The organism is Pseudomonas sp. R2-60-08W (genome assembly GCF_003852335.1).
Taxonomy (GTDB): Bacteria; Pseudomonadota; Gammaproteobacteria; order Pseudomonadales; family Pseudomonadaceae; genus Aquipseudomonas.
Map to the genome: position 1 here is coordinate 2,397,414 of NZ_CP027731.1, position 13,642 is coordinate 2,411,055.

Annotated in this window: 12 protein-coding genes; 6 read left to right on the plus strand and 6 right to left on the minus strand. The window is 62.5% G+C overall.

Annotated elements, in window-relative coordinates:
* Positions 1 to 66: 66 nt before the first annotated feature.
* The 3 genes from C4J90_RS11045 to C4J90_RS11055 all read right to left on the minus strand — a co-directional run bounded on the left by C4J90_RS11045 (position 67) and on the right by C4J90_RS11055 (position 5,081).
* Positions 67 to 708 carry a DUF1345 domain-containing protein gene (locus tag C4J90_RS11045; RefSeq protein WP_124362412.1) on the minus strand — a complete coding sequence of 214 codons (642 nt, stop codon included), beginning with the start codon at positions 706 to 708 and terminating at the stop codon, positions 67 to 69.
* A 128-nt stretch (positions 709 to 836) separates the two neighbouring features.
* A complete protein-coding gene (locus C4J90_RS11050; RefSeq protein WP_124419758.1) occupies positions 837 to 3,932 on the minus strand; it encodes an efflux RND transporter permease subunit in 3,096 nt (1,031 codons plus the stop codon).
* 6 nt (positions 3,933 to 3,938) lie between these two features.
* Positions 3,939 to 5,081 carry an efflux RND transporter periplasmic adaptor subunit gene (locus tag C4J90_RS11055; RefSeq protein WP_124419759.1) on the minus strand — a complete coding sequence of 381 codons (1,143 nt, stop codon included), beginning with the start codon at positions 5,079 to 5,081 and terminating at the stop codon, positions 3,939 to 3,941.
* Positions 5,082 to 5,369: 288 nt separating this feature from the next.
* Between C4J90_RS11055 and C4J90_RS11060 the strand changes: the two genes are divergently transcribed.
* The 4 genes from C4J90_RS11060 to C4J90_RS11075 all read left to right on the plus strand — a co-directional run bounded on the left by C4J90_RS11060 (position 5,370) and on the right by C4J90_RS11075 (position 9,091).
* Positions 5,370 to 6,071 carry a response regulator transcription factor gene (locus tag C4J90_RS11060; protein ID WP_124362415.1) on the plus strand — a complete coding sequence of 234 codons (702 nt, stop codon included), beginning with the start codon at positions 5,370 to 5,372 and terminating at the stop codon, positions 6,069 to 6,071.
* Between the two features lie 3 nt (positions 6,072 to 6,074).
* The gene (locus C4J90_RS11065; protein WP_124414419.1) at positions 6,075 to 7,391 is read left to right on the plus strand and encodes an ATP-binding protein; all 1,317 of its coding nucleotides are present in this window, start codon (positions 6,075 to 6,077) and stop codon (positions 7,389 to 7,391) included.
* A 52-nt stretch (positions 7,392 to 7,443) separates the two neighbouring features.
* A complete protein-coding gene (locus C4J90_RS11070) occupies positions 7,444 to 8,223 on the plus strand; it encodes a class I SAM-dependent methyltransferase (RefSeq protein WP_124419760.1) in 780 nt (259 codons plus the stop codon).
* Positions 8,224 to 8,305: 82 nt separating this feature from the next.
* Positions 8,306 to 9,091: a sulfite exporter TauE/SafE family protein gene (locus tag C4J90_RS11075; protein WP_124362418.1), complete on the plus strand. Its 786-nt coding sequence runs from the start codon at positions 8,306 to 8,308 to the stop codon at positions 9,089 to 9,091.
* A 188-nt stretch (positions 9,092 to 9,279) separates the two neighbouring features.
* Here C4J90_RS11075 and C4J90_RS11080 read toward each other — a convergent pair whose 3' ends face one another.
* Positions 9,280 to 10,518, minus strand: a complete 1,239-nt coding sequence (locus C4J90_RS11080) for an acyl-CoA dehydrogenase family protein (protein ID WP_124419761.1) — start codon at positions 10,516 to 10,518, stop codon at positions 9,280 to 9,282.
* 268 nt (positions 10,519 to 10,786) lie between these two features.
* Here C4J90_RS11080 and sfnG point away from each other — a divergent pair, with 268 nt between their 5' ends.
* Positions 10,787 to 11,872: a dimethylsulfone monooxygenase SfnG gene (gene sfnG / locus C4J90_RS11085; protein WP_124362420.1), complete on the plus strand. Its 1,086-nt coding sequence runs from the start codon at positions 10,787 to 10,789 to the stop codon at positions 11,870 to 11,872.
* Between the two features lie 3 nt (positions 11,873 to 11,875).
* On the opposite strand, the gene map is transcribed toward sfnG, so the two are convergent.
* Both map and C4J90_RS11095 read right to left on the minus strand, forming a co-directional pair.
* Complete coding sequence (gene map, locus C4J90_RS11090) at positions 11,876 to 12,631, minus strand: type I methionyl aminopeptidase (protein WP_124414423.1); 756 nt, start codon at positions 12,629 to 12,631, stop codon at positions 11,876 to 11,878.
* Positions 12,628 to 12,831: a ParD-like family protein gene (locus C4J90_RS11095; protein ID WP_124362422.1), complete on the minus strand. Its 204-nt coding sequence runs from the start codon at positions 12,829 to 12,831 to the stop codon at positions 12,628 to 12,630. Before C4J90_RS11095 ends, map begins: the two co-directional genes overlap by 4 nt.
* A 358-nt stretch (positions 12,832 to 13,189) precedes the next feature.
* Between C4J90_RS11095 and C4J90_RS11100 the strand changes: the two genes are divergently transcribed.
* Positions 13,190 to 13,456, plus strand: a complete 267-nt coding sequence (locus tag C4J90_RS11100; RefSeq protein ID WP_124362423.1) for a DUF1652 domain-containing protein — start codon at positions 13,190 to 13,192, stop codon at positions 13,454 to 13,456.
* Positions 13,457 to 13,642: the final 186 nt, after the last annotated feature.

A 13,642-nucleotide genomic window follows, 5' to 3' on the forward strand; every position in this document is an offset into this window, starting at 1 on the left:
CCGAGGATGAATGTGTAATGCCATTAGCGCCCAAGGGCGGCCAGGCGTCTAGAAGGTTTGTGCAACTCAGCCAAACAGGCCTGCGGCGATATTGATCGAAAAGCCCAGAATCGCCGTGTTGAACAGAAAACCGATCAACGATTGCCCCAGCACCACCTTGCGCAAGCCACGAGTGGCGACGCCGACATCGGACGTCTGCACCGCCACGCCGATGGTGAAGGAGAAATACAGGAAGTCCCAATAGTTGGGCGTGAGCAAGCCTTCGGCAAAGCGCAGCGCCGGCTCCTTGCCGTTCCAGGTGTAATAGAGCCTGGCGTAGTGCACGCTGAAGATCACCCCGATCAACAGCCATGAACCGATCACCGTCAAGCCGGTGAAGCCGTAGTGCAACAGACGTTCGGTGGGCGCCAGGTCTTTGCTGCCGACCAGTTCGAAGGTGATGGTGGCCAGGCTGGCGATCGCGGCGATGCACACCGTGAACAGCACCAGGCCGGCGTTTTCGTCCTCGACCTCGGCGATACGCTTGACGTCCTCTGCCTTGGCACGGCTGGTCAGCCACAGCATCAGCACCAGGTAGGTCCAGACCCCGGCGTTCCAGCCGATCAAAATTTTGCTGGCCAGCGTATCGGCGGGTACCAGGATGCCCACGGCGAGGCCGAGCACGGCGGCGGCTGAGAGGCGAGGGTGGGTACGGGCGAGGAAGGGCATGGCGCTCACGAATTGGGGGAGTAGTGAGCACCATAGGTTGCGCCGCTGCAAGCTTCAAGCTGTAAGCGGCAAGCAAAAGCACGCCTGCTCTTACTTGCCGCTTGAAGCTAACCGCTAACCGCTAACCGCTAGCGGCTGCGCTTGCGTACCACCACCTTCATGACAACCACAAAGAACACCGGCACGAACACCACCGCCAATGTCGCGGTGATCATCCCGCCAATCACCCCCGTACCAATCGCCTGCTGGCTCGCCGAGCTGGCACCGGTGGCAATCGCCAGCGGCACCACGCCGAGGATGAACGCCAGCGATGTCATGATGATCGGGCGCAGGCGCAGGCGCGCCGCCTTCAAGGTGGCGTCGATCAGATCTTCACCCTGCTCGTACAGATCCTTGGCGAACTCGATGATCAGAATCGCGTTCTTCGCCGACAAACCGATGATGGTGATCAAGCCGACCTTGAAGAACACATCGTTGGGCATGCCGCGCAGGCTCACGGCTACCACCGCGCCGAGCACACCCAGCGGCACCACCAACAACACGGAGGTCGGGATCGACCAGCTTTCATACAAGGCCGCCAGGCACAGGAACACGATCAGCAGCGACAGGCCCAGCAGCAACGGCGCCTGGGAACCGGACAACCGTTCCTGCAACGACAACCCCGTCCATTCCTGGCCCAGGCCCGCCGGCAACTGGCTGACCAGGCGCTGGATTTCGTCCATCGCCTCGCCGGTACTGTGCCCCGGCGCCGCTTCGCCGCTGATGGCGATGGCCGGGTAGCCGTTGTAGCGGGTCAATTGCGTCGGGCCTTGGGTCCATTTGGCTTCGACAAAGGCAGACAACGGCACCATCTTCCCGGCGTTGTTGCGCACGTTGATCTTCATCAAGTCCGCCACCTGGCTGCGCTGGTCGCCTTCAGCCTGCACCACCACACGCTGCATGCGGCCCTGGTTGGGGAAGTCATTGATGTAAGCCGAACCGATGGCCGACGACAGCACATTGCCCACATCGGCGAACGATACGCCCAGCGCATTGGCCTGCTTGCGGTCCACTTCCAGCTGCACCTGCGGCGCTTCGGCCAGGGCGCTTTCGCGCACGTTGGCCAGGACCGGGCTTTTACCGGCAGCCTCCAGCAGCTCGGTGCGCGCGGCCATCAACCCCGCATGGCCGACGCCGCCGCGGTCCTGCAGACGGAACTCGAAGCCGCTGGAGGTGCCCAGGCCGTCTACCGGCGGCGGCAGGATCGCAAAGGCAATCGCATCCTTGAGCCCGCTGAAGGCCATATTGGCGCGGTCGGCAATCGACGCCGCGGAGTCATCGCCGCCGCGTTCCGACCAGTCCTTGAGCGTGGTGAACGCCAGCGCCGCGTTCTGCCCGGAACCGGAGAAACTGAAACCCATGATCATGGTGGTATCGCCCACGCCCGGCTCACCGGCGTTGTGCGCCTCGATCTGCTCGGCCACCTGCACCGTGCGGTTCTTGCTGGCACCCGGTGGCAGCTGGATATCGGTGATGGTGTAGCCCTGGTCTTCCACCGGCAGGAATGAGGAGGGCAGGCGACTGAACAGCAGCCCCAGGCCCACCAGCAATACCAGGTAGATCAGCAGGTAACGGCCGCTGCGCTTGAGCGCATAGGCCACCCAGCCTTCGTAGCGGTCGGTGAGCTGTTCAAAGCGTTTATTGAACCAGCCGAAAAAGCCACCCTTGGCATGGTGCTCGCCCTGGGCAATCGGCTTGAGCAAGGTGGCGCACAGCGCTGGCGTCAAGGTCAGGGCCAGGAAGGCCGAGAACAGGATCGAGGTGGCCATCGACAACGAGAACTGCTGGTAGATCACCCCCACGGAGCCTGGCATGAACGCCATCGGCAGGAAGACCGCGACCAGCACCAGGGTGATACCGACAATGGCGCCGGTGATCTGGCCCATGGCCTTTTTCGTCGCCTCCTTGGGCGACAAGCCTTCAGTGGCCATAATCCGCTCGACGTTCTCCACCACCACAATCGCATCGTCCACCAGAATGCCGATCGCCAGCACCATGCCGAACATGGTCAGCACGTTGATTGAAAAACCCAGCAACAGCATGGTGGCAAAGGTGCCCATCAACGCAATCGGCACCACTAGCGTGGGGATCAGGGTGTAGCGCACGTTCTGCAGGAACAGGAACATCACCGCGAACACCAGCGCCATTGCCTCGAGCAGGGTGTAGACCACCTTGGTGATCGAGACTTTGACGAACGGCGAGGTGTCGTAGGGAATCTTGTATTCCACGTTGGCCGGGAAATAGCGCGACAGTTCGTCCATCTTCGCCCGCACCAGGGTCGCGGTGTTCAGCGCGTTGGCCCCCGGCGCCAGCTGCACGCTGACGGCGGTGGACGGTTTGCCGTTCAGGCGCGTGGAGAACTGGTATTCCTGGCTGCCGACTTCAACCCGCGCCACATCGCCGATGCGCACGGTGGAGCCGTCAGGGTTGGCCTTGAGCACGATGTCGGCGAACTCCGCCGGCGTCGACAGTTGGCCCTTGACCAGAATGGCGGCGGTGATTTCCTGGGTGTTGGTGCCCGGCAAGTCGCCGATGCTGCCCGCCGACACCTGGGCATTCTGCGCGCTGACGGCGGCATTCACGTCGGCCGGGGTGAGGTTGAAACCGATCAGCTTCTGCGGATCGATCCAGATGCGCATGGCGCGCTCGGCGCCATACAACTGGGCCTTGCCCACACCGTCCAAGCGCTTGAGTTCGTTCATCACGTTGCGCGCCAGGTAATCGCTGAGCGCCACATCATCGAGCTTGCCATCGCTGGACGTCAGCGTGACCAGCAGCAGGAAGCCGGCCGAGACTTTCTCCACCTGCAAGCCTTGTTGCGTCACTGCTTGCGGCAGGCGCGGCTCTACCGCCTTCAAGCGGTTCTGCACATCCACCTGGGCCATTTCCGGGTTGGTGCCCGGCTGGAACGTGGCGGTAATGGTCGCCGAGCCGAGGCTGCTCTGGGACTCGAAATACAGCAGGTGATCGGCGCCGTTGAGCTCCTGCTCGATCAGGCTGACCACGCTTTCGTCCAGGGTCTGGGCCGAAGCGCCAGGGTATACCGCGTAGATTTCTACCTTTGGCGGCGCCACGTTGGGGTATTGGGCCACCGGCAATTGCGGGATCGCCAGGAAGCCGGCCAGCAAGATGAACAGGGCCACCACCCAGGCGAAAATCGGGCGGTCGATAAAGAACTGCGGCATGGCGGGTTATTCCTTCACGAGCGGGCTGTCGTCCACTTCAACTTTTTCACCGGGGCGCGCATGTTGCAGGCCCTCGACGACAATGCGGTCACCGGGCTTGAGGCCGCTGCTGACCACCCAGCGATCGTCGATCACTGCGCCCAACTCCACCGGCTGCTGGCGCACGCTTTGCTCGCTGTCCAACAACAGCACCATCGGGATGCCGGCGCTGTCGCGGGTGATGGCGCGCTGCGGCACGCTGAGGCCTTGCTGGTCGACGGCTTGTTCCAGGCGCACCCGCACGAAGCTGCCGGGCAGCAGGTCGAGGTCCGGGTTGGGAAATTCGCTGCGCAGAATGATCTGCCCGGTGCCCGGGTCGACACTGATCTCGGCGAACAGCAACTTGCCCGGCAACGGGTACAGGCTGCCGTCATCCTGGATCAGGGTGGCCTTGGCCTGGTCCTGGCCGACCTGCTGCAAGCGACCGGCGCGAAACGCGCGGCGCAGGTCATTCAGCTCGCGGGTCGACTGAGTGAGGTCGGCATGGATCGGGTCCAGTTGCTGGATGATCGCCAGCGGCGTGGCTTCGTTCTGGCCGACCAGGGCGCCTTCGGTCACCAGCGCACGGCCGATGCGCCCGGAAATCGGTGCGGTCACCGTGGCGTAACCCAGGTTCAACCGGGCCCGCTCGACGGCGGCCTTGTTGGCGGCGACCTCGGCGTTGGTCTGGCGCAGGGCAGCGCGGGCGTTGTCGTACTCCTGGCCGCTGATGGCGTTGCCTTCCACCAACTGGCTGTAGCGCTGCTCCTGCAGGCGCGCCTGGAACGCATTGGCCTCGGCTTTGCTCAGGTTGGCCTGGGCGCTGTCGAGGTCGGCCTTGAACGGGGCCGGGTCGATGCGAAACAGCACGTCGCCCTGTTTCACGTCATGGCCTTCGTTGAAGACCCTTTGCATCACCACCCCGGCCACCCGTGCGCGCACCTCGGCAATACGCGGCGCGGCGATGCGCCCGCTCAATTCGCTGGTGATGGACAGGGGCTTGGCCTGCAGCGTCTCGATGCGCACTTTGGCCAGGGGCACTTGCGGCGCCTCGGCTGTGGAGTTGTCACACGCGCTCAACGCCAGGGTGAGCGCCAACAGGCAAAACGGCGCAAACAGATTCTTCGACATGCTCTTATCCCAATATTGACTGGCGCATCCTAAGGTCACCTGCGCCGTGGTGCTGTGAAGCTGTGTAGTGCGTCTGTGAAGAAATGTAAGGTACGGCGCGCGGGGCGTCGGGGGCGTATATCCTTGCACAACCTCGCTGACAACGAAGATCAAATGTGGGAGGGGGCTTGCTCCCGATGAGGGCGTGTCAGTCATACATCTGTGATTGAACCACCGTTATCGGGGGCAAGCCCCCTCCCACATTGGATTTGTGTACGGCACTTCACTGTATTTTCTGGAAACACCTTCATGCCCAACATCCTGCTGGTGGAAGACGACGCCGCGCTCTCCGAGCTGATTGCCAGCTACCTGGAACGCAATGGCTACCACGTCAGCGTGCTCAGCCGTGGCGACCAAGTGCGCGAACGCGCGCGCCTGAACCCGCCGGACCTGGTCATCCTCGACCTGATGCTGCCCGGCCTCGACGGCCTGCAGGTCTGCCGCCTGCTGCGCGCCGACTCGGCGGGCCTGCCGATCCTGATGCTTACCGCCCGCGACGACAGCCACGACCAGGTGCTGGGCCTGGAAATGGGCGCCGACGATTATGTGACCAAACCCTGCGAGCCACGGGTGCTGCTCGCCCGTGTGCGCACCTTGCTGCGCCGTAGCAGCCTGTCGGAACCCCAGGTGGCCAGCGACCGTATCATCATGGGCAACCTGTGCATCGACCTGTGCGAGCGTACCGTGACTTGGCGCGAGCAGGCGGTGGAGCTGTCCAGCGGCGAGTACAACCTGCTGGTGGTGTTGGCGCGACATGCCGGTGAAGTGCTCAGCCGCGACCAGATTCTGCAGCGCCTGCGCGGTATCGAATTCAATGGCACCGACCGTTCGGTGGACGTGGCCATCTCCAAGCTGCGCCGCAAGTTCGATGACCACGCCGGTGAAGCGCGCAAGATCAAGACCGTGTGGGGCAAGGGCTACCTGTTCAGCCGTTCCGAGTGGGAATGCTGAGCCATGTTTCGTGTCCTGCTGCGCCTCTACCTGATCACCATCGTTACCTACAGCGCGGCGATCTACTTGATCCCCTCCCTGGTGATCCAGCTGTTCGAACACCGTTACATGAACTACAACATCGAGCAGACCCGCGGCCAGCAGAAGCTGATCGTCAAGCAATACGTGCGCGCACCGGTGGAGCGCTGGTCACAGGTCACCGAGCAGCTGGGCCACGATTTTGCGCCGTTGAAGGTGCAATTGCTGCTGCGCCAGGATGCGCGCTATACCCCGGCGGAAGAAAAACTGCTGGAACAGGGCAAATCGGTGGTGCGCCTGGGGGAATGGGGCTGGATGGAGGAAATCAGCTCGCCGATCAATGAGCAATTCGTGGTCAAGCTGACAGTACCGCCCGATCCGTTGGACATGAACGTGCTGTATTGGGCGATCAACGTGCTGATCGTCGCGGCGCTGCTCGCCTGCCTGCTGGTGTGGCTACGCCCGCACTGGCGCGACCTGGAACGCTTGAAAAGCACCGCTGCGCAATTGGGGCGGGGCAACCTGGCCGAGCGCACGCTGATCCCCGCCAGCTCCAGCATCGGCAGCCTCGCCTCGGTGTTCGACACCATGGCCGACGACATCGAACACCTGCTCAACCAGCAGCGCGACCTGCTCAACGCGGTGTCCCATGAACTGCGCACGCCGCTGACCCGCCTGGATTTCGGCCTGGCCCTGGCCCTGGCGGAGGACTTGCCTGCGGCCAGCCGGGAGCGCTTGCAAAGCCTGGTGGCGCATATTCGTGAGCTGGATGAGCTGGTGCTGGAGTTACTTTCCTACAGCCGCCTGCAAAACCCGGCGCAGGAGCCGGAGCGCGTGGAGGTGGTGCTCGACGAATTCATCGACAGCGTATTGGGCAGTGTCGACGATGAACTGGAGAACCCCGAGATTGTTATCGACGTGGCGCTCGACTGCGCCGTGGAGCGCTTCAGCCTCGACCCGCGCCTGACCGCCCGCGCCCTGCAGAACCTGTTGCGCAACGCCACGCGTTACTGCGACAAGCGCATCCAGGTCGGCGTCAGGGTCTGCCCCAACGGCTGTGAAATCTTCGTGGAGGATGATGGCATCGGCATTCCGCCGGACCAGCGCGAGCGCATCTTCGAACCGTTCTACCGCCTGGACCGTAGCCGCGACCGCGCCACCGGAGGTTTCGGCCTGGGCCTGGCCATCAGCCGGCGGGCCCTGCAAGCCCAGGGCGGCAGCTTGACCGCCGAGGCTTCACCCTTGGGCGGCGCGCGGTTTCGTGTGTGGTTGCCTGCCGTCGATCCAGCGATTAGAAAATAACCGCGAGACGGCGCACACTGTGGCCCCCGCTTTACCCGAAGAGAGATTGGCAATGACTGGTGTCCACGCGTCCGCTCAGCAAGGTTTCTCTACCCAGGCCCGCACTTACGCGCAAGGTCGCCCCGGCTATCCGCGACAACTCACCGGCTGGCTGGCCGACGCGCTGGGCATCAATGCCCACTCGACCGTGATCGACCTGGGGGCCGGCACCGGCAAGTTCACGCGCCTGCTCAGCAGCCTGGCGCCGACGCTGATCGCCGTCGAACCGGTGATGGAAATGGGCGCCCAGTTGGTCAAGCTGCTGCCGGGCGTACGGCTGGTCAATGGCACGGCCGAGTCCATGCCTTTGGCGTCCGCGAGCGCCGACGCGGTGGTCTGTGCCCAGGCCTTCCACTGGTTTTCCAGTGAGGCGGCGCTGGCGCAGATCCACCGTGTACTCAAACCCGAAGGGCGTTTGGGGCTGGTGTGGAATGTGCGTGATGAGTCGGTGGACTGGATCGCTGCCATCACGGCCATCATTACTCCCTACGAGGGCGACACCCCGCGTTTTCATAGCGGACGTTGGCGCGAGGCTTTCACTGGTGAGTATTTTTCCGCCCCTGAACTGACCTGCTTTGCCTATCACCATGTCGGCAGCCCGAAGGAAGTGATCATGGACCGCATCCTGTCGGTCAGCTTTATCGCCGCATTGCCTGCGGCGGAAAAGGCCACGGTCACGGCGCAACTGCAGCAGCTGATCGACACTCATCCCGCCCTGAAGGGCCGTGACACCGTGGCATTTGCGTACCAGACCCAAGCGTATGCCTGCCAGCGATTAGCAGAAAAGGCATAAAGTCAGATCATATTGATATAAGTAGTTATAAGAAAAATCGCTATCCTGCCGCCAGAATTTTATAAGGCCGCAGGTAGCTGTAATGGATGTGGGTAATGTGGGTTTCGTGGTTGCCGGCCTGATCGTAGGATTTATCGTGGGCATGACCGGCGTGGGTGGCGGCTCCCTGATGACGCCGATCCTGTTGTGGTTCGGCATCAACCCGGCCACCGCCGTTGGCACGGACCTGTTGTATGCCGCCATTACCAAATCCGGTGGTGTGCTGGTGCACAGCAAGAACCGGAACATCGACTGGACCATTACCGGCTGGCTGACCCTGGGCAGTGTGCCTGCGGTGCTGCTGACCCTGTGGTTCCTCGCCAGCCTGCACACCGACCCCAGCGCCATGAACGCGGTGATCAAACAGGCACTGGGTGTGGTGTTGCTGCTGACGGCCCTGGCGATCCTGTTCAAGCAACGCTTGTTGGCGTTCGCCCAACGCCATGCCGGTGACGACTATCACATGCGCCCGCGCAACCTGAATGCGCTGACCGTAGTGACGGGCGTCGTCCTCGGCACCATGGTTGCGCTGACCTCCATCGGTGCCGGCGCGCTGGGTACCGTGGCACTGTTCATCCTGTACCCGTTCCTCGCCACGCGCCGACTGGTGGGCACCGAGATCGCCCATGCCGTGCCGCTGACCCTGGTGGCGGGCCTGGGCCATGCGAGCATGGGCAATATGGACTGGCACCTGCTGGGCTTTTTGCTGATGGGCTCGCTGCCGGGCATTTACCTGGGCAGCCACATGACCGGCAGGATCCCGGACGCGGTGCTGCGTCCGTGCCTGGCGGTGATGTTGATGGCGGTGGGCTACAAACTGGCGTTCTAAAAATGTGGGAGGGGGCAAGCCCCAATCTCCTGTAGGAGCGAGCTTGCTCGCGAAAAACGTCAACGATAACGCGTGCTTCCTGAATAAACGCGGTGCCTGTGAATTTTTCGCGAGCAAGCTCGCTCCTACAAAAAGCCTTAACTGACTGGCATTAGGGCAAGCCCCATGCCACACATATGGAACCGGCCTCAGGCCTTGGCCGGGCCGTTGCCGATTTGCCAGACAAACGGCGGCTCAGTGCCGTTGATCACCCAGTCACCGACGATCCGTGCCTTGTAGATCAGCGGATTGTGCGACGCCACCGTCCGCGCATTGCGCCAGTGCCGGTCCAGGGCCTTGCCTTGGCGCACATCCGAGGCCCCCAACGCGTTGAACAATTGGCTGGTGGCACGCTGGATCAGTTCCGAGACCACCACCTGGGCCGTCGCCGATTCGATCTCGGCCGCCACGTTAGCCTCGCGCTCGGCGACCTCATCCCCACCAAATCGTGCCAGATAAGCCCGTTGCGCCGGCAGCGCGGCCTTCAACGCGCTGGCCTGGGCGGCGTAAACCAGTGCGGCGACTTCGCCGACCACCTGTTGAACCTGCGCGTCCTGGCTGACGTGCGGGGCATTGCCGTGGCTGTAGATGCGCTTGCGGCTGCGTACCTGCTGGGCCACGTCGTTGAGCGCGGCGCGGCCGATGCCGGCCAGGGTGGCCAGCAACACCAGTTGATAGAACGCGGTCTGGTATTTGAAGCGCTCGGCAAAGTCGATCACGTTGTGCGCTTCGACCACCGCATCGGTAAAGCGCGTGGTGCCGCTGCCGGTGGTGCGCTGGCCAAAGCCGTCCCAGTCATCGCTTTGCACCACGCCTGGCTGGCGGGTGCGGGTGGCGGCGATCACGTCGCCGCCGGTGTCGCTGCGCTGGGCGTACACGTCGATCCAGTCGGAAAACAGGCTGCCGGTGCTGTAGAACTTTTCACCGTTGAGGGCCCAATCGTCACCGTTGGGGCTGACCTGGGTCACCACGTCGCCGATCGCGACAGTGCCGATTTCTGTCCAGGCACAGCCGACGAGGTCGCCGTCGACAAAGCGCTTGAACCACACGTCGCGCCCCGCGCCCGGCGGCGCGTTCAGGCGGTCTTCGGCAAACGCGAAATGCCCGCGCAGGGCCTGGGGCACGTTGGAATCGGCGGCGGCGAGTTCGATCAGCAGTTCGAACAGCTGCGGCAGGGACGCGCCGCCACCGCCATATTCCACCGGCACCCGCACCGCGCCAAAGCCGGCTTCCTTCAACCAACGGATCGGCTCATGGGGCAGGGTGCGGCTGTGCTCACGTTCTACCGCGCCGTCGGCGATGCGCTGGAAGATCGGACGGAAACGCTCGGCCAGGGCGGTGTAGTCGACGCCGATGGACAGCGGGTTGATGACGTGTTGCTTGGTCATGGGGTTGGGCTCCTGGGCAGTGATCAAGTCCCAGGGTGGTTGCACAGTCCGTGCCGGGCACGCCGGCCCGTATTTACGGCGCGGGGATGCCCGCCGCTGTTGCTCCAGCAACAGCATTTGGACAAAGCGCAGCGATCCATGACAGTCGCGGCACGTCACGCAAACCCCGGGTTTTGCGCCGCAACCCACACGGCCAGGGCGTTTAACCGTGACTGGCACGCTTGCTGCTCAAGCCCTGGGTACATCCCTGTGTGCGAGGAACCGTTCAATGAGTCAGCAAGCCGTAAAATTTGCCTATTGGGTGCCCAACGTCAGCGGTGGGTTGGTGGTCAGCAAGATCGAACAACGTACCCACTGGGGCATCGACTACAACCGTAAACTGGCGCAACTGGCCGAAGCCGCCGGCTTCGAGTACGGCCTGACCCAGATCCGCTTCACTGCCGGCTACGGCGCCGAGAACCAGCACGAGTCGGTGGCCTTCAGCCACGCGCTGCTGGCGGCGACCACCACCCTCAAGGTGATTGCGGCGATCCTGCCGGGCCCGTGGCAACCGGCGCTGGCGGCCAAGCAACTGGCAACCATCGACCAGCTCACCAACGGCCGTATCGCGGTGAATATCGTCAGTGGCTGGTTCAAGGGCGAGTTCCAGGCGATCGGTGAACCCTGGCTGGAACACGATGAGCGCTATCGCCGCTCCGAAGAATTCATCCGCGCCTTGAAAGGCATATGGACCCAGGACGATTTCACCTTCAAGGGCGACTTCTACCGCTTCAACAACTACACCCTCAAGCCTAAGCCGCTGGGCCAGCCCGAGGTGTTCCAGGGCGGCAGTTCGCGGGCGGCGCGGGACATGGCCGCGCGTGTGTCGGACTGGTACTTCACCAACGGTAATACCCCGGAAGGCATCAAGGCCCAGGTCGATGACATCCGCGCCAAGGCGGCGGCGAATAACCATTCGGTCAAAATCGGTGTCAACGCCTTCGTGATCGCCCGCGACACCGAGGAAGAAGCGCGTGCCGTGCTCGCCGAGATCATCGATAAAGCCGACCCGGAAGCGGTCAACGCCTTCGGTGACGCGGCCAAACAAGCCGGCAAGTCATCCCCGGAAGGCGAGGGCAACTGGGCCAAGTCCAGCTTTGAAGACCTGGTGCAGTACAACGACGGCTTCAAGACCAACCTGATCGGCACGCCGCAGCAGATCGCCGAGCGCATCGTGGCGCTCAAGGCGGTGGGCGTGGACCTGGTGCTGGCCGCTTTCCTGCATTTCCAGGAAGAAGTGGAGTATTTCGGCAAACGCGTGTTGCCGCTGGTGCGTGAGCTGGAGGCCAAGGCTGCGATCAAGCAGGTGGCTTGAGGTTCAAGCGGACGCTTGCAGCGTCAATACTTCGAACCCATCGGCCGTCACCGCAACCGTGTGTTCCCATTGCGCCGAGAGACTGTTGTCCTTGGTCACCACCGTCCAGCCATCCTTGAGGCTGCGCACCTTCGCGCTGCCCTGGTTGAGCATCGGTTCAATGGTGAACACCATGCCTTCACGCAGCTCCAGCCCCGTGCCGGGACGGCCGAAGTGCAGGATTTGTGGCTCCTCGTGCATTTCCCGGCCAATGCCGTGGCCGCAGTATTCACGCACCACGCTATAGCCGTTGGTGTGTGCATGGTGCTGGATCGCATGGCCAATATCACCCAGGCGGGCACCGGGCCGCACCTGGCGGATGCCCGCCCACATGGCCTCGAAGGTCATCTCCACCAGGCGCCGCGCCTTGGGGGAGACAGTGCCGATCATGTACATCTTGCTGGAGTCGGCGATAAAGCCACCTTTTTCCAGGGTAATGTCGATGTTGATGATGTCGCCTTCCTTGAGCAATTGCGTGGCGCTGGGCATGCCGTGACACACCACTTCGTTGATCGAGGTATTGATGCAGAAGGGGTAGTCATATTGCCCGAGGCTGGCCGGGCGGGCTTTGAGCTCCTGGCGGATGAAGGTTTCGACGGCGCTGTCCAGCTCCAGGGTGGAGCGGCCGGCGACGACAAAGGTGTCGAGCATGCTGAACACCTGGGCCAGCAGGCGTCCGGCTTCGCGCATGACCACCAGCTGTTGTGGCGTCTTGATCATTGGCTGCGCCCTCGGATCAGGTCGGGTTTGTCCAGCAACAGCTTGTTGATCAGCTCGTTGTAGGGCAGGTGAGGATTGAGTTCAGCCAGCAGGCCGATCTTGATCCAGAACTCGGCCTGGGCGTTGATGGAACGGTCCATCGCGGCGCTGGCCAGGCGCAGTTGCTCGTGCAATTGGTCGGTGATCTTGACGATGCCCATAAGCTTCACTGTGTTGGGTTGATATACGAATCGTATATGTTTCGTATGGTTTGCGTAAGTCCCTCTCGACTCAACGGCGACAGGTGAATTGGTTGCCATATGTTGCTGGAAAAACCGGCCTGCGCACGCATCCTGTGGGTTAAACGTTTAATCGAAGTGGTTCGGCGAGGATGTAGACAGTCAGATTTTCCATATATAAGCGCCGCCAGCGCTTATGAAGAATGGTTACAACAGCAGGAGATTTTGCCGAGTAGGCTTATTTCTGTAGGCGTCTTCCAGGGCCGGCAAGACGTGGCAGGCAAGTGCCTGCCGGATACTTATAAAACCATTGGCAGTCTCAACAAAGGAGAGGTTAGCCATGCTTTCGGAACTAGAGCTTCGCAGCATCATTGAAGGAAGTTTCCTGCCTAAGCGGTGTGAGTGCACCAAAGCCGAAGACGCTTCACTGACGATCAAGGTGTACGACGACCGCGACCGTGATCGAGTGGACTTGGAGGTGAAAGGGATAAACGCCGACAAACTCGACAGCAGTCGCGCCATTTGCAGCCTGATCGCTGAACTGCGTGAATACCTCAAGCACAGCCACACGCCCTTGCTGCAACGAGCAGGAGGGCGCAGATCTTAAGGGTGTGCCTCGTTCAACGCTGACCTGTGGGCTTGGTATTGACCAGGCCCTCAAACCACACGGTCTTTCCAACTCATACGCACCCCGGCGTTGCCGCTCACGCCCTCGCGCCAAAGGTGACACCGCCATTGAGGGTGCCGCTGTCGCAGACGTAGGTATCGTCGCCGGAGCCGGGGGTAAAGGCAC